The sequence below is a fragment of the Amycolatopsis sp. NPDC031561 genome (assembly GCF_055580625.1).
In genome coordinates this window covers 49,379-64,104 of sequence record NZ_JBVILA010000020.1, presented here as the reverse complement: position 1 = coordinate 64,104, position 14,726 = coordinate 49,379, and the positions used below count along the sequence as shown (strand labels likewise).

Here is a 14,726-nt window from a genome sequence, read left to right as displayed (position 1 = left end):
GCCCATCATGCCTGGTGGCTCTAGCTACTCGCCTTCCAGTCACTTTCGAGCATCGCGAAGACGAGTTCGTCGGTCCATTCACCCTTGACGATCTCGTTCTCGCGCAGATGAGCTTCTTTGCGCATGCCCAAACGTTCCATCAGGGTGGCCGACGCGGTATTGCGTCCGTCACAGCGGCCGATGATCCGGTGCAGTCCCAGCTCTTCGAAGCCGAGCCGCAGCAGTTCGATGGCGGCCTCCGCGGCGAACCCCTTGCCGTGGTGGTCGGGGTGGAAGACGAAGCCGATCTCGCCCTGTCGGTGCTCGCTGCTGAGGTACTCGAGGTTCAGGTCGCCGATGAGCTGACCGGTCTCGGTCAGTTCCACGGCCACCGCGAGGAGCTGGCCTTCCTTCGAAAGGCTGCTGCTGTGCACTCGTTTGGCGAGCGCGGCGGCGGATTCGGCCCGGCTGCGCGGACCCCAGTAGAGGTAACGGGCGACGTCGGCACGGGACTGGAAGGAGTTGAGTTCGTCGAGATCCTCCGGCGTGAAGGCGCGGAGGGTAAGGCGCTCGGTGGTGATCGGGAAGTCGGGCCTCAACATGACGTCAGGCTATCCACTCTGCGGGGCCGCCGGGGCGGAACGGCGACGGACGGTTCTCCGGCGCGGCGGGTGGTCGTTCACTGCCGCGCAAAAGGGGGAATAACCCGGAAATGAGGGTACCCCGAGGTGGCTCCCGGACGCCGGAATCGGCGGCCGGGCCCGAGCCGGACCGGTGCTCGGGAACCTCGGGGGCCCGGTGACTGCCTGGTATTCGCTATCAGGCATCACGCGAAGCAGAGACGACGAGCCGAAGGTGGCTCCAACTTGCGTTGTATCGCTGCTCAAAAGTCCTACGCGTGCCGTCCGCTAGCGGACAGTCACCTCACGAGTCCTGTTGGAATACAACTTTGGACCACCTCCTCTCTCGTGTACCGCCACGCTATGCGAGGACTTCGGGGTCCTGCAACAAGATTTCTTCGATCTCTGTCAGCAGGACGGTTTTGGCCGCGGGTGCCAGGAAAGACGCCTTCACGGCGTTCTGCGCGAATCGGGCGATTTCGGCCGCGGTCAGGCCCAACGTTCCGGCGACCGCCAGGTACTCGCCGTCGAGCGTGGCGCCGAACATCGGCGGGTCGTCGGTGTTGAGCGTGACCGTCACGCCGTGGTCGAGCAGCCGTCGCACGGGATGCGCCTCGATCGACGGGAACTGTCCTGTCCGGACATTCGAGGTGGGGCAGACCTCCAACGGGATTCCTTGCACGGCAAGGTATTCCAGGAGTGCCGGATCGGTGTACGCGCCGACGCCGTGGCCGATCCGCTCGGCGCCGAGATCGTGCACCGCCGACCACACGGTGGCCGGTCCGGTGGTCTCGCCCGCGTGCGGGACGCTGTGCAGCCCCGCCTCCCTGGCCGCGGTGAAGAAGGGGGCGAACTGTGCTCGGCCGACGCCGACCTCGGGGCCGCCGAGCCCGAACGACACCAGGCCCTCGGGGCGTTCGCGGAGCGCGAACACGAGCGTCTCACGCCCGGCTACGACCCCCTTCTCGCCGGGAATGTCGAAGCACCAGGCCAGTTCCACGCCGTGGTCGGCCCGCGCCGCCGCCCGGCCGGTGGCGAGACCGGTGAGAAGATCGTCGCCCGGCATCCCGTCGAGAAGGTGGTTGTACGGCGTCACCGTCACTTCGGCGTAGCGGGCGTTCTGCGCGGCCAGGTCGGCCGCCAGCCCGGTGACGAGGGTGTGGATGTCGCGGGCGTCGCGCACCAGCGACGTCACCGCCAGGTAGTTGCGGAGGAAATGCGGGAAATCGCGGAAGGTGAAGAAGTCCGCGAGTGCTTCGGCGTCCGTCGGCACCCCCGCGGTGGGGCGGCGGCGGGCCAGTTCCAGCACCGTGGGCAGGCTCGCCGAACCGACGAGGTGGACGTGGAGTTCGACCTTGGGCAGGGCGTGCACGAACGCGCGCAGCGTCTCACCCGTGAGGAATCCGGACATGACAAAGCTCCCTGGGAAAGAAGTGAAAGGTGACGTGCGGAGGGAACGGGCGGCTCAGGGAGCGAGGTCGCCGCGTTCGGTGTCGGCCCCGTAGAGCGGGAGCTTGAACAGCGTCACGAGGTCAGCTTAGCCGCCCGGAGCGGGGCCGGTCTGGCATTTCGGGCAGAACCAGGTCGGCCTCGCCTGGTGCCCGGGGCCCTGCGGGGCGACTCGGAGCCGTCCGCCGCAGCGGAAACAGCCCGGTTTGGTCCGCTCGTAGACCCAGTGCTCACGACCGCGGCGCAGCTCGCCGGTGGTGGTCTGCGAGGTGCGCCAGGCGTTGGCCTTCAACAGTTTGCGGCCGAGTGCGACGGCCTTCGCCGGGTCGACCGCGGACACCGGCGTCCACGGCGTGACGCCGAGCAGGAAGCACATCTCGACCTTGTACATGTTCCCGATCCCGGCCATGATCCGCTGATCCAGCAGGGCGTCGCCCAGTTCGCGATCCGGGTCCGCGGCCAGCGCGGCCGCCGCCCGTTCGGCGAGCTCGTCCGTCCATTGTGGATCGAGCAGATCCGGGCCGAGATGCCCGACCAGGCGGTGTTCTTCGTCCGTGGGCACGAGTTCGAGGTCGTGGACACGGAAACCGACCGCCTGCACGCCTTCGGCCACCAAAATGACGCGCGCGTGATGGGCCGGATGGCGCCAGCGCGCACCCGCCGGGGAGACGTCCCACTTGCCGTCCATCCGGAGGTGGCTGTGCAGGGTGAGGCCGCCCGAGAAGCGCGTCAGCAGATGCTTGCCGACCGTGCCGACGCCGAGCACGTCGCGTCCGGCGAGATCCGTCGTGGCCAGCTGAGGGACCCTGAACTCGCCTCGTACGAGGGTCTTCCCGGCCAGTGCCTTGTCGAGGACTTTGCCTGCGAGGAAGACGGTGTCGCCTTCGGGCATCGGCGCTAACCCGTGCCGGTGTCGCTCAGCTTGGCGGGCGCCTCGGTGGTCTCGGCCTCCGGAGCGTCCTCGTCGCCGCGGACGCGATGCCGTCCCGCCCGGCTCGACCGGAGGACCTTCGCCAGCACCATGTTGAAGGTGAGCGCGATCTCCTGGGCGCCGGGGGAGTGCCACTCGTGGATCGGGCTGCACGCGCCCTGCGCCTGCTGCACGGCGAGCCGGTCCGGGATGGCCGTCGGCATCACCAGCGGGCCGAAGTTCTCCCGCAGTTCGGCGACGCGGAACTGGTGCTCGTAGGAGCGCACGCGGAGCTTGTTGACCACGACGCCGATCGGCCGGAGTCCCGGGTTCTGCTCCTCGCGGATCTTCTCGATCGCTTCGAGCGCGCGGCGGGCGCCGGAGACGGCGTACATGGTCGGCTCGGTGACGATCAGGGCGCTGTCCGCGGCCACCAGTGCCGAGCGGGTCAGCCTGCCCAGTGACGGCGGGCAGTCGAGGATCACCAGCTCGTAGGGTTCCTCGCGCAGCGGGTTCGTGTGCAGTTCGTCGAGCGCGCGGGAGAGGTTCTCCAGACGGCGGATGTCGGCGTCGGGCTCGTTGAGCATCTCGAGCTCTTCGGCGCCGACGAGCACGTCGATCTGGTCGCTCCACACGCTGGGCGCGATCGCGCGTTCGAGCACCGAGCGCACCGGCGTCTCCAGGACGTCCGCCAGCGTGCGGTCGGTGAGGGGCGGGTCCAGCGAGGTGGTGGCGTTGCCTTGCGGGTCGAGGTCGGCCACGAGGGTCCTGGTGCCCCTGCGCAGGGCGGCGGACGCGACACCGAGGGCGACCGTCGTTTTACCGACGCCACCCTTCAGGCTGAGAACAGCGACCGTGTGCACTCGACACAGCCTACGGGCAGTCGGCGGGGTGGCTCCTTGGCAAGGTGTCGAACACCGCATCGGACTACACCCGCAGGTCGCTCAGCGGCGGGCATTACGCTGTGCGTTTATGAAGACGGACACCGTGGCCACGCGGGGATCGGGGGCGGTTCGCCGGGTTCTCGAAGCAGAACTCCGGGCCGCACGCGCGCGAGGCGCACAACAGCCGCACGTCGTCGACGTCGGAGGCGGCAGCGGCGGCTGGGCGGTGCCGCTCGCCTCGGCGGGCTGCCTGGTGACCGTGGTCGAGCCGAACCCCAACGCGCTGGCGACCCTGCGGCGCCGCGCCGAGGAGGAGGGCGTCTCCGGCAGCATCACGGTGATCGCCGACGACTCCGACGCCCTCGGCGCCCACGTCACGGCCGGATCGGCCGATCTCGTGCTCGCGCACGGCCTGCTGGAAGTCGTCGACGACCCGGCGGCGGTGCTCGCGGCGCTGGCCACCGCGGTCAAGCCCGGTGGCGCGGTCTCGGTGCTGGTGGCGAACCGCCACGCCGCGATCCTGCAGCGCGCGCTGGCCGGACGGCTCGGCGAGGCGCGGGAACTGCTCGCGGCCGAGAGCGGCGTGCTGGGCGGCGGCCGGGAGACCGTGCTGCGGCGCTTCGACGCCGAGGCCCTCAGCGCGCAGCTGGTCGCGGTGGGGCTCGAGGTGACCTCCCTGCAGGGCGACGGCGTCGTGGCGGACTTCGTGCCCGGCGGGGTGCGGGAAGAGGACCTGGCGGAATTCGAGCTGGCGGCGGCGTCGGTTTCGCCGTTGCGGGACATCTCCAGCCGGCTGCACGTCCTGGCCCGCCGTCCCGCCTGAGTCGGCCCTCCCTGCCTTTGCCTTCCTGCTTCGGATGTCAGGAAAGGGGCTTTCAGGACATTTTTAGTCCTGAAAGCCCCTTTCCTGACACGTCGGGACCTGTCCCCGGCACGCGGCGGCGAGAACTGTCGGTGGTCCCGGCTAGCGTCCACGTGTGGGAAGAAACGCTGAACTGCCTGGTGGGATGGGCCGTTACCGGGTCACCACCGGGGCCACCACCTGGCCGGACGACACCGGATGCGGCCTGCTGCACGTCGACATGGACGCCTTCTTCGTCTCCTGCGAGCTGCGTACGCGCCCGGAGCTGGCGGACAAGCCGGTGGTCGTCTCCGGGGGCGGCCCGAGGTCGGTCGTGGCGGCCGCGAGCTACGTGGCGCGTGAGTTCGGCGTCCGGTCGGCCATGCCGTTCTCGACGGCCAAGCGGCTCTGCCCGCAGTTGATCTGCATCACCCCGACGCCCGGGCTCTACGGCGAGGTGTCCAAGGGCGTCATGGGGATCTTCCGCGAGCTGACGCCACTGGTGGAGCCGCTGAGCCTGGACGAGGCATTCCTGGACGTCAGCGGAGCGCTCAAACGGCTGGGCTCGTCGCCGGCGCGGCTCGGCGCGGTGATCCGGGAGCGGGTCGCCGCCGAGTTCGGGATCAGCTGCTCGGTCGGCGTCGCGAAGATCAAGTTCGTCGCGAAGCTGGCGTCCGGGATGGCGAAACCGGATGGCATGGTCGTCGTCCCGGCGGCCGAGACGCTCGCGTTCCTGCATCCGCTGCCGGTGTCGGCGCTGTGGGGCGTCGGCAAGCGCACCGAGGAGCAGCTGCGGCAGCAGGGCCTCGACACGATCGCCGACCTCGCCGCCGCGCCGCTGTCCAGGCTGAGGCGGTCGCTCGGGCGAGCGCTGGGGGATCACCTCTACGCGCTCGCGAACGGGCACGACGAGCGCGAGGTGGTCCCGGAGACGCCGGACAAGTCGATCGGCGCCGAAGTGACCTTCGACGTCGACCTCCACGATCGCTCGGCGCTCGGGCTGGAACTGCTCCGGCTCTCGGAGCGCGTCGCGGCCACCCTGCGCCGCCGGGGGCTGCGCGGGCGGACGGTGTCGATCAAGGTCCGGTTCGCGGATTTCAAGACCATCACGCGCGCCAGGACGACCGCAGTCCCGGTGGATGTGGCCCGCGACATCCACCGCACCGCCGTCGAACTCCTCGCCGAGCACGCGCCGTCGGGCGCAGTCCGCCTGATCGGCGTAAGGGTCGAGGGATTGGACACGGAGAGTAGTGGAGAACAGCTACTTTTCGACTCACCCGAACCCCGTTGGCGGGATGCGGAAGTCGCCGCCGACGTCGCGCGGTCGAAGTTCGGCGCCGCGGCGGTGCGGCCCGCGTCACTGCTGACCCCCCGTGACCAGTGACATTGCCTGTTCGGCCGTCTTCCAGAGAGCCGAGTCGGGTGGTTTCGCCCAATTCGATCCCTTCTGGATACGGGATCGGGTAGTCGGACGAGCGCGGGGCTCGTATCCTGGACAGAGACACCCCGCCTGGGGTTGTCTGTTGGGTCCATGACGTTGCGCGGCCCGGCGCCCGCGACAGCTGTGCCGGAGGAGGAAAGATGCCACTCTCCGAGCATGAGCAGCGGCTGCTCGATCAGATCGAGCGCGAGCTCTATGCCGAGGACCCCAAGTTCGCATCCACGGTGCGAGGCACCCGGTTGCGCCGCCCCGCCCGCCGACGGCGTTTGCAGGGCATCGCCCTGTTCGTAGTGGGCGTCGCACTTCTGGTGCTCGGCGTGGTGGTCAACATCCGGGTGGCCGAGATCCCAGTGATCAGCGTGCTCGGGTTCCTCGTGATGTTCTTCGGAGTCATGTTGGCCGTCACGTCGATTCGGCAAGGAGCCGAAACGGAAGGCGGTAAGGACAGCGCTGGTCAGGGGGCAGGTGGAGGTGGCGGCGGTAAGTCGTCTCCGCGCCGCAGCTCCTTCACCCAGCGCATGGAAGAGCGTTTCCGCCAGCGCTTCGAGGAGCAGTAGCTCTCACACACGCGAACATGCCGACGGGGCCGTGCCCCGTCGGCATGTTCGCGTCTTCACGAGCTGGAGCTGGCGGCCGCGGCACCTCCGCCGGATCTCGCCGTGACGCGCGTGAAGGCCCCCTTTCCTCGGCTCAGCCGAGGAAAGGGGGCCTTCACGCGCAAAGCGCCGTCTCTACTTGCCCCGCCGCAGCGACCGCGGGAACAGGCGGCCCTTCCAGGACATGGGCGCGTTCCGCTTCAGGCTCTTGCGGACTTCGTCGAAGGCCGGGCCCAGCTCCTGGTCGTCCGGGGGCTGGTCCGAGTACCAGGACTTCTCCACGACGCCGATGAGCGTCCGCAGGCCGGAGCGGCCTTCCTCGTCCAGACGGTGCTTCTCGACGACCTTTCGGCCCGCCACACGCACCGTGTCGCCGTCGGAGAGCGGCAGGCCGCGGTCCGCGCACTCGTCCATCAGTTCGCGCCAGGCCGCGTCGGCCGCGGCGGGGGAGTGGGACGCGATCTTCTGCAGTCTCAGCCGCCGCTTGATCTCCCGGATCGTGGTCGGCGTGCCGAGCCCGCCGAGGACGACCACCAGGATCAGCGCGAACCACCACGACACCCATGCCGCCAGGAACGCGAACGCCCCCACCCACAACCCGATCGCGATCAGTGGCAGCCAGTTCGCCACGTTCGGGTTGTCCAGGAACCCGCTGTCTTCACGGACCGCGGTGGGCGAGTCCGGTTCGCGGGACGGCGAAGGCGACGAGCGCAGGAGCGCCCGGTATCTCAACCGCGACCGCACGATCACGACCACGGACAGCGCGGACGCCAAGCCGCCGAGAAGACCGGCGAGGATGGCGGGCCACAGCGGCTCTTCCTCCTGCTGGTCCGCGCCGCCGTCCGCGCCGGGATCCGCGCCCGGGTCGCGGGGAGTGCCGGTCGCGGGGGCGCTCGACGCCGGCGCGCTCGGCACTTCCTGGGTGTCGTTGGTCGCGGAGCTGCTCGTGTCCGTCTGCAGGTACGGCGGGACGACCGCGCGGCCGTCGACCAGCGGGGTCGGGTCGAAGCTGACCCAGCCCTTCGTCTGGAAGTAGACCTCGACCCACGCGTGGGCGTCCTCGGAGCTGATCGAGAGGTGATCGCCCTTCGGTGTCCCGGAGGTGAAGCCGATGGCGACCCGCGACGGGATGCCGACCGCCCGCAGCATCACGGCCATCGCGGACGCGAACTGCTCGCAGAACCCGCGTTTGCCGTTGAGGATGAAGTCGGCGAGCGCGTCGGAGTCGGTGGCGTCGGCGGTCTTGGTGTCGTAGACGAAGCCGTTCTGCGCGGTGAAGAACGACCAGATCGCCTGGGCCTTGTCGAAGTTGTTGGACTCGTTCTCCGTGATCTGCTTGGCCTTCGCGGTCACCCGGGGGTCGACGTTCTCGACCAGGGTGAACTGCGGCGGCACCTCGGCCGGCCGGGCGTCGTCGAGCCGGAGTTCGTCCTTCGACGGTTCCTTGATCGCCGCGGTCTCGGTGTAGGCGGGCGCGTTCTGCTTGGTCGTGGTGAACACGGCACCGCCGACGGGGTCGTACAGCCAGTTGTCGGCCAGCCCGTTGAGCATGCGCGGCACACCGTAGATCGGCAGCCAGTTGTCGACCCAGTTCGTCGGTTCGATCCGGATCTCGCGCCCGGGACCGGCACCGTCGTCGCCCTTGACGGCCGGGAGCGGCTGGTTGGCCTGCACCCCCTGCTGGGCGCGGCCGTTCTGCGCCAGCCCCCAGCCCTTGTTCGGCGTGTACGTGTCGAGGGTGAACGCGCGCAGCAGCCGCTTGTCCGCGCCCATCCCGTAGACCTTGAACAGCTCCACCTTCTCGCCCTGGTCGAGCAGGCCGCGCAGCTGCGTGAACGGCTCGACGCCGAACCCGCCCGCGCCCCCGCGGCCCGAGCCGGTCCCGCCGGGAAGGCTGCCGACCGTGCCGACACCGGTGGCGGCCGCGCCGATGACCAGGCCCAGCGCGATCGCGGCGCTCACCACGCCGACGGGGGCGGACAGCGTGCTCGCCGAGTTGCCCAGTCCGGGCGCGTCGCGGTTGCGCCAGCGGCGATGCCGGTGGTTGCCGTCGACGGCGAGCAGCGCCGCGAAAGCGGCGGCACCGAGCAGGAACGTCCACCACGGCAGCATTTCTTCGGCCAGCGCGGCGGGCACGGCGTACACGCACAGCAGCACCAGGCCGGTCGCGGCGGGCGCGGCGGCGGCCACGGCCAGCGTGTCGACCAGCACCGCGACCAGGCCGATCGCGATGGTGACGAGGCAGAGGATCGGCGGTGTGCCCTCGATCGGCGGCAGTCCGACGCGGATCTGCTCGGCCGCCGCGGCGAGCACGCCGCGCAGTTCTTCGAGCGCGTCCGGGCCGGGGATGATCTTCAGGATCCCGCTGGTGGTGAACGCCCCGGTGATCAGGAACAGCAGCACCAGCAGCTGTGCCAGGCCGACGACGATGGTCGGCGCGCGCAGCGAGCGCAGGGCGAGCCCGGTGGAGGCGATCAGGACCACCGCGACCAGCAGGTAGCCGAACCAGGCCCAGCCGTTGACGACCCCGGTCAGCGAGGTGGAGGCGAAGAGCGTGGCGAGCCCGGCGGCGATCGGCGCGAGCACGCTGCTCGTCCAGACCGGCGGTGGCGCCTCGGGTCGTGGCTTGGGGGTGTGCGGCAGGGGTGGCGCGGTCGCGGTCACAGGCCGCCTCCGATCAGCGTGCCCCGGCGCATGGCGGTCTGGCACAGTTCGGCCCAGACCTGCTGCATGGGCGACCCGGGGCCGGCGACGACGACGCCCCAGCCCGCGGCGCGCAGCAGCGCCGCCGACTCTTCGGTGGCGGCGGCACGGTTTTCGGGCCGGTTGACGCCCGAGGACCAGCCGGGGGTGTCGAGCAGTACGGCGAGGCTCCGGATCCCGCGCGGGCGGTACCGGGACAGCTCGTGCACGGATTCGTTGCTGACGGTGCCGAGCACGGCGATGAGTTCCTGTCCTTCGGCCGGATCGTGGCCGAGGGTGATGTCGCGCTGGTGCGCGGGCTGGAGCGCGGCGAGGACGTCGAGCACGACGTTGTCGTAGTGCTCGCCACCCTCGCCGGGGGTGTCGGCCAGGGTCTGGCCGTGTTCGGTGATCAGCCGGACGCGGTGACCGGAACGGCGCAGGTGTAGTCCGACCGAAGCGGCGAACGAAACGGCCCATTCGAGGCTCGCGGCGGGGCCGGTGCCGTGGTGCGCGGCCGCGCGGTGGTCCAGCAGCACCGTGGTGCCGCCTCGCCACGGCCGCTCCTCGACGCGGACCATGATCTCGTCGCGGCGGGCGGTCGAGCGCCAGTGGACCTTCCGGAGGTCGTCGCCCTGGCGGTACTGCCGGACGATCACGTCCGCCTCGCCCTGCCCGGCGTGCAGGCGGATGCTGCCGTCGTCACCGGCGCCGATCCCGGCACCGCTGGGCAGGCCCCACAGGCCGACCACCTTCGGCACGACGACCAGCCGCGAATGCCCGATCAGCTCGCGTTCGAACTCGCACAGCCCGAACGGGTCGGTGATCGTCGCCCGCAGCGGGCCGACCTGCTGGATCCCGCGCAGCACCGGCTGCAGCGGGTACCGCAGCGCGACCCGCCGGTCGTGCGGCAGCCGCTCGACGACGAACCGCGGCCGCGAACCCAGCGCGTAGGGCACGCCGTCTTCGAGCAGCACCTCACCCGCCGGGAGCCTGCCGTCACGCCAGAGTTCGAGCTGGACCTCGCCGGGCGAGCCGACGGAGACCCGGTCCGGGCGCAGCGTGCGCGCCGCGCCCAGCCGCAGCCGGGTCGCCGAGATGAAGAAGGCGACCAGCAACGGCAGGGCGACGACGAAGATCGCGACGCGCAGCAGGTCCCGTTCGTTGAGCACGAACGAACACACCGCCGCGGCGACGCCGGCGGCGAGGAGGCAGCGGCCGCGTGTGGTCAGGCCGGACAGAGCACGCAGCATGCGCTGTTTTCCCTAACGTCAGCGGTGGTTCGTGCCCGGGGAGCCCTGCGGGACGGGAACGCGGTGCAGGATCGCGCGGACCACGTCGGTGGCCGAACGGCGGGCGGCGTGCGCTTCGGTGGTGAGCACCATGCGGTGCGCCAGCACCGGGACCGCGACCGTGTGCAGGTCGTCCGGGACGACGAACTCGCGGCCCGAAAGCGCGGCCTGCGCCCGAGCGGCGCGGACCAGCTGAAGGGTGGCGCGCGGGGAAGCGCCGAGGCGGATCTCCGGCACCTGACGGGTCGCGGACACCAGCTCGACGGCGTACCGGCGGATCTCCGGCGACATGTGCACCGAGCGCACCGTCTCGATCAGCCGCTGCACCGAGTCGCGGTCGGACACGGGCTCGAGATCGGCGAGCGGGTTGTGCCCGGCGTGCTCGTCGACCATGGCCAGTTCGGCCTGCTGGTCGGGGTAGCCGATGGACACCCGCGCGGTGAACCGGTCCCGCTGGGCCTCGGGCAGCGCATAGGTGCCCTCCATCTCGATCGGGTTCTGGGTGGCGATCACCATGAACGGCTCTTCGAGGTGGTACGTCGAGGTGTCGACGGTGACCTGGTGCTCTTCCATGCATTCGAGCAGGGCCGACTGCGTCTTCGGCGAGGCGCGGTTGATCTCGTCGCCGACCACGATGTTCGCGAACACCGGGCCGGGCCGGAACTCGAACCCGCCGCTCTGCCGGTTGTAGATGGACACCCCGGTGACGTCGCTGGGCAACAGGTCGGGGGTGAACTGGATCCGGCTGACGGTGCAGTCGATCGAGCGGGCCAGCGCCTTCGCCAGCGAGGTCTTGCCGACCCCGGGGACGTCTTCGACCAGGAGGTGGCCTTCGGCGAGCAGGGTCACGAGCGCGATGCGGATGACGTCGGGTTTGCCGACCAGTACCCGCTCCACGTTGGCGGCGATCCGCCGCGCCGTCTCATGCAGTTCGTCGAGGGACGCTCTGCTCGCACGGCCGTTCTGACGGCCGCTCACCGAGCCCGCGGCCGTGGGGTACGGCGCTTGCCCGGTTGCCTGCTCGCCCTGCTGTTCGCCGGGCGTCGCAGACTGGATTCTCGACGTCACTCGACCTCCTGATGCCGCGTGGCTGGATGTCCGCTTGGTCTGCTGAGGGCCAGCTTTTCTCACCCGGGTGGTCCCCCGGGCAGCGGTCAGCCTCCCACGAAGTGTGTCAAACTCGGGCGAACTCGTGGGGGGAACCCCGCCAACCCCGGCCGATGACTCTGTGCAACCGGAGACATTACCCCGATCGGGTGAGGTGAGCGCGTTTTCAGGTGCTCCCGCTGACACGCGGTTTTGTCGTATGCTCCGTTGCGAGGTCGCTCGACTACGGAGAGGCGTAATCGCATATGAGCGAGGTGAGTACCGCCAAACCCCGGTTCGATCTGAGCGGGTTCGCGGTCGCCCCGGAGCTGGCGTCCGACGCCCACGTGAAGATCTCCGCCCTGCAGGACGTGGTCGGCCAGATGGTCCGCGAGGCCAAGGTGCTCGGTCGCACGGTTCCCCTTGGCGGGGGATACGCGGACGAGGTCGGCCGGTTCATGGCGCAGTACGGGATCGGCGCCGACGGCTCCGCGGTCGAGGCGCTCACCGCGTTCGGCAAGGAGCTCGAGGCGCTCAAGAACCGGATCGAGAAGGCGTTGGCCCGGTATACCCGTCAGGATGAACAAGCGGCGGCGGATGTGGACTGTGTCGGCGGCTGAACCCATGGCGTCCCGCCTCCCCCTTCGCGCCCTTTGTGGCGCGCTCACCGTCTTCACAGTGTCCGCCTGCGGGCAAGGGGCCGCAGGCCAGGCGCAGATTCCGGGCACCGAGAAGGTGGCGGTCGGCGGTTCGGCTGCGGCCACCGTCCCGCCCGCCGTGCTGGATCCCTGCGCGCTGCTCGGTCCGGGGGACCGGTCGAGCGCCGGGCTGAACGTGCTCGGCGTCCCGAAGGAGATCAACGGCGCCCGCGCCTGCGACTGGACGGTGCCCGCCACCTTCGGCGTCACCATCACCGTGGACGAGAAGAACGGGCTGGCGGACCTCGAGATCGCGCGCAAGACCGCCACCAGAACCAAGGTCGGTGACCGGGAGGCGCTCAAGGTCGCGGACAAGAAGGCCGCCGACGGGACCTGCGCGGTCCTGCTCGGCATGGGGGACAAGGCGAGCGTCCAGATCGACGTGAGCAACACGAACTTCACCGACACCCCGCTCGCCTGCGAGCGCGCGGTGACGGTGGCGGGACTGGCCGAACCCAAACTGCCTTAGGAGAATCGGTGCCTGAAGGAGAGACGCCGGGCCGCGAGGTCCCGGTCGCGGCCACTCGGTACGAGGCCTACAGCCACGAGGCACTGGCCGCCGAAGTCGAAGCGGGCAACGACCCCGAGGCGGCCGGCGGCATCGGTGCCGCCTGGGACGCGCTCGCGCGGCGAATGCACGACGCGACGTCCGAACTGGCCGGCCTGGTCAGCAGCAGCGAAGAGAACTGGCGCGGTGATGCGGGTGACGCGCTCCGCGGCGTGCTGTCCACGGCGTCCGGCTGGCTGACCTGGTCCGCCGATCTCTCGTCCGCGCTGGGGCAGGCTGTCTCCGGACAGGCCGAGGCGGCCGCGCGCGCCCGCGCGGACATGCCGCCGCCGGTGGACTACGACCCCGGCGCGATGATCCGCGGCGCCGCGGCGGGCGGGAACCTCGCGCTTCTCGCCGCGCTCGCCGACGAGATGGAGGCCAAGCACGCGGAGGCCGAGGCGGCGAGGCGCAAGGCCGTCGACGTCATGAACACCCGCGACGCCTCACTGCATTCGCTGACCCCGCGGATCTCGTTCGGGAAGCCGCCCGAGCTGGGGCGGTCTTGATCCGGGTTTCCGCGTCGGCGTTCGACGTCCTCTGGTCCGATCTCGGCCACGCGGCCCCGCCGTGGCCGCTGTCCGTCCGCAGTGTCGGCGGCACGGAAGCGGAACGCGCGGAGATCCGCGGCGCGGTCTACGAAAACCTCGCCGAACGAGGCCTTTATGACGGAGATCGGCTCGATGCCGCGCTGGAGGCGCGACTGGACCTCCTCGCGCGCGCCGACGTCTACGTCGAATGTGAGGCCCTGGCCGACATGACGGCCGAAGCGCCGTTTCGCGCGGTCGCGGCCGCGCGCGGGCGGCACGGCGTGCTGGCCACCCAGCCCGAACAGACCATCGCGCTGTCCGGGATCGGCGACGGCGGGGTGTTCGCCGCGATCGTCGACGTCCTGCCGGAGCTGCGGCCCGGTCCCGGCTACGGGATCAGCCTGCCCGCGGCGCGTTTTGACGGTGACCTGGAAGATCCGGTGTTCGGCGACGGCGGACGATCGTCGGCTTCGGACGATCAGCTGCGCGAGGTGCTCGCGATCCAGGCGCGGCCGGTCTACAGCGCGGGCCAGTTCACCGTGCGGACCCGGGACCGCGACGGCCGGGCGCACCGGGCGGGCGGGCTGACCTGGTTCGACACCGACGTCGGCGCGTACTGCGCCGCGCGGACCGAGGGGCGCGGCGGGCAGGCATGGGTCACCGTGTCCCCTGTGGACGGTCCTCGGCTGGCCGCGCGGCTGGCTTCGCTGCTGGACCCGGACCGCTAGATCCTTATAAGTACGTGAAGGCCTCCCCGCGATGACGACGGAATTCTTCCTGCTGCAGGGTCGGTTCCCCGACGCGGTCTAGGGGCCGACCATCGCCGTCCGCGCCGCGACGGCCCAAGGCGATGCGGGCTCACTGGCGTCGTGCCTCAACGATCTGGCCGTCGTGCACAGGTCGTACTTTGTCGACACGTCATGGGATGAACCGATGACGTCGCGCGTCGGTCTCGTGAGTGAAGAGGACGGTTCTGCTGGGGTTAAGGCCAACGTGGCGTGGTTGCGAACGCCACGTCCGCAACGTTGAAGGTTGTGAAAGTCGCTTTCGCAACGTCGGCGACAGCGGTGAGGCGCTGGGTCGGGGTGGTCGTGGGGGGGGGGGGGGGGGGGGTTTCCCCCCCCCCCCCCCCCCCCCCCCACCACACCCCCCCCCCCCCCCCCCCGCCCCC

At 70.5% G+C, this 14,726-nt stretch carries 14 protein-coding genes; 7 read left to right on the top strand and 7 right to left on the bottom strand.

What is annotated here, in order from left to right; genetic code table 11:
• Positions 1-20 precede the first annotated feature (20 nt).
• From ACZ5IK_RS31630 to ACZ5IK_RS31615, 4 genes are all read right to left on the bottom strand, one after another.
• Positions 21-581 (bottom strand): GNAT family N-acetyltransferase, encoded by a 561-nt coding sequence (locus ACZ5IK_RS31630; RefSeq protein ID WP_465491053.1) that lies wholly within the window; start codon positions 579-581, stop codon positions 21-23.
• A 379-nt stretch (positions 582-960) separates the two neighbouring features.
• Positions 961-2,010 (bottom strand): adenosine deaminase, encoded by a 1,050-nt coding sequence (gene add, locus ACZ5IK_RS31625; RefSeq protein WP_465491052.1) that lies wholly within the window; start codon positions 2,008-2,010, stop codon positions 961-963.
• 126 nt (positions 2,011-2,136) lie between these two features.
• Positions 2,137-2,940 carry a DNA-formamidopyrimidine glycosylase family protein gene (locus tag ACZ5IK_RS31620; protein ID WP_465491051.1) on the bottom strand — a complete coding sequence of 268 codons (804 nt, stop codon included), beginning with the start codon at positions 2,938-2,940 and terminating at the stop codon, positions 2,137-2,139.
• Positions 2,941-2,945: 5 nt separating this feature from the next.
• Positions 2,946-3,821, bottom strand: a complete 876-nt coding sequence (locus ACZ5IK_RS31615) for a ParA family protein (protein WP_465491050.1) — start codon at positions 3,819-3,821, stop codon at positions 2,946-2,948.
• Positions 3,822-3,930: 109 nt separating this feature from the next.
• Between ACZ5IK_RS31615 and ACZ5IK_RS31610 the strand changes: the two genes are divergently transcribed.
• From ACZ5IK_RS31610 to ACZ5IK_RS31600, 3 genes are all read left to right on the top strand, one after another.
• Positions 3,931-4,665, top strand: a complete 735-nt coding sequence (locus ACZ5IK_RS31610) for a methyltransferase domain-containing protein (protein WP_101606334.1) — start codon at positions 3,931-3,933, stop codon at positions 4,663-4,665.
• Between the two features lie 184 nt (positions 4,666-4,849).
• Positions 4,850-6,067 (top strand): DNA polymerase IV, encoded by a 1,218-nt coding sequence (locus ACZ5IK_RS31605; protein WP_465491155.1) that lies wholly within the window; start codon positions 4,850-4,852, stop codon positions 6,065-6,067.
• A gap of 197 nt (positions 6,068-6,264) precedes the next feature.
• On the top strand, positions 6,265-6,681 hold the full coding sequence (locus tag ACZ5IK_RS31600; protein ID WP_410602340.1) for a DUF3040 domain-containing protein: 417 nt from the start codon (positions 6,265-6,267) through the stop codon (positions 6,679-6,681).
• A 174-nt stretch (positions 6,682-6,855) separates the two neighbouring features.
• Here ACZ5IK_RS31600 and ACZ5IK_RS31595 read toward each other — a convergent pair whose 3' ends face one another.
• The 3 genes from ACZ5IK_RS31595 to ACZ5IK_RS31585 are packed head-to-tail and all read right to left on the bottom strand — an operon-like array spanning position 6,856 to position 11,762.
• Complete coding sequence (locus ACZ5IK_RS31595; RefSeq protein WP_465491049.1) at positions 6,856-9,384, bottom strand: transglutaminase TgpA family protein; 2,529 nt, start codon at positions 9,382-9,384, stop codon at positions 6,856-6,858.
• The gene (locus ACZ5IK_RS31590; protein WP_465491048.1) at positions 9,381-10,655 is read right to left on the bottom strand and encodes a DUF58 domain-containing protein; all 1,275 of its coding nucleotides are present in this window, start codon (positions 10,653-10,655) and stop codon (positions 9,381-9,383) included. The genes ACZ5IK_RS31595 and ACZ5IK_RS31590 overlap by 4 nt, the downstream gene beginning before the upstream one ends.
• Positions 10,656-10,673: 18 nt before the next feature.
• Positions 10,674-11,762 carry an AAA family ATPase gene (locus tag ACZ5IK_RS31585; RefSeq protein ID WP_410602334.1) on the bottom strand — a complete coding sequence of 363 codons (1,089 nt, stop codon included), beginning with the start codon at positions 11,760-11,762 and terminating at the stop codon, positions 10,674-10,676.
• A gap of 284 nt (positions 11,763-12,046) precedes the next feature.
• Here ACZ5IK_RS31585 and ACZ5IK_RS31580 point away from each other — a divergent pair, with 284 nt between their 5' ends.
• Genes ACZ5IK_RS31580 through ACZ5IK_RS31565 form a run of 4 tightly spaced genes read left to right on the top strand, consistent with a single transcriptional unit; the run spans position 12,047 to position 14,283 of the window.
• On the top strand, positions 12,047-12,400 hold the full coding sequence (locus ACZ5IK_RS31580; protein WP_410602332.1) for a hypothetical protein: 354 nt from the start codon (positions 12,047-12,049) through the stop codon (positions 12,398-12,400).
• Between the two features lie 58 nt (positions 12,401-12,458).
• Positions 12,459-12,947, top strand: coding sequence for a DUF3558 family protein (locus tag ACZ5IK_RS31575; RefSeq protein WP_465491047.1), 489 nt, complete (start codon positions 12,459-12,461; stop codon positions 12,945-12,947).
• Positions 12,948-12,955: 8 nt separating this feature from the next.
• Positions 12,956-13,534: a PE-PGRS family protein gene (locus ACZ5IK_RS31570; protein ID WP_465491046.1), complete on the top strand. Its 579-nt coding sequence runs from the start codon at positions 12,956-12,958 to the stop codon at positions 13,532-13,534.
• Positions 13,531-14,283, top strand: coding sequence for an ESX secretion-associated protein EspG (locus ACZ5IK_RS31565; protein WP_465491045.1), 753 nt, complete (start codon positions 13,531-13,533; stop codon positions 14,281-14,283). The genes ACZ5IK_RS31570 and ACZ5IK_RS31565 overlap by 4 nt, the downstream gene beginning before the upstream one ends.
• Positions 14,284-14,726 lie beyond the last annotated feature (443 nt).

What these genes read in the sequence shown, in the direction of transcription:
- ACZ5IK_RS31630 (WP_465491053.1), bottom strand. Translation starts at nt 581, where the DNA reads ATGTTGAGGCCCGACTTCCCGATCACCACCGAGCGCCTTACCCTCCGC.
- add (WP_465491052.1), bottom strand. Translation starts at nt 2,010, where the DNA reads ATGTCCGGATTCCTCACGGGTGAGACGCTGCGCGCGTTCGTGCACGCC.
- ACZ5IK_RS31620 (WP_465491051.1), bottom strand. Translation starts at nt 2,940, where the DNA reads ATGCCCGAAGGCGACACCGTCTTCCTCGCAGGCAAAGTCCTCGACAAG.
- ACZ5IK_RS31610 (WP_101606334.1), top strand. Translation starts at nt 3,931, where the DNA reads ATGAAGACGGACACCGTGGCCACGCGGGGATCGGGGGCGGTTCGCCGG.
- ACZ5IK_RS31605 (WP_465491155.1), top strand. Translation starts at nt 4,850, where the DNA reads ATGGGCCGTTACCGGGTCACCACCGGGGCCACCACCTGGCCGGACGAC.
- ACZ5IK_RS31600 (WP_410602340.1), top strand. Translation starts at nt 6,265, where the DNA reads ATGCCACTCTCCGAGCATGAGCAGCGGCTGCTCGATCAGATCGAGCGC.
- ACZ5IK_RS31590 (WP_465491048.1), bottom strand. Translation starts at nt 10,655, where the DNA reads ATGCTGCGTGCTCTGTCCGGCCTGACCACACGCGGCCGCTGCCTCCTC.
- ACZ5IK_RS31580 (WP_410602332.1), top strand. Translation starts at nt 12,047, where the DNA reads ATGAGCGAGGTGAGTACCGCCAAACCCCGGTTCGATCTGAGCGGGTTC.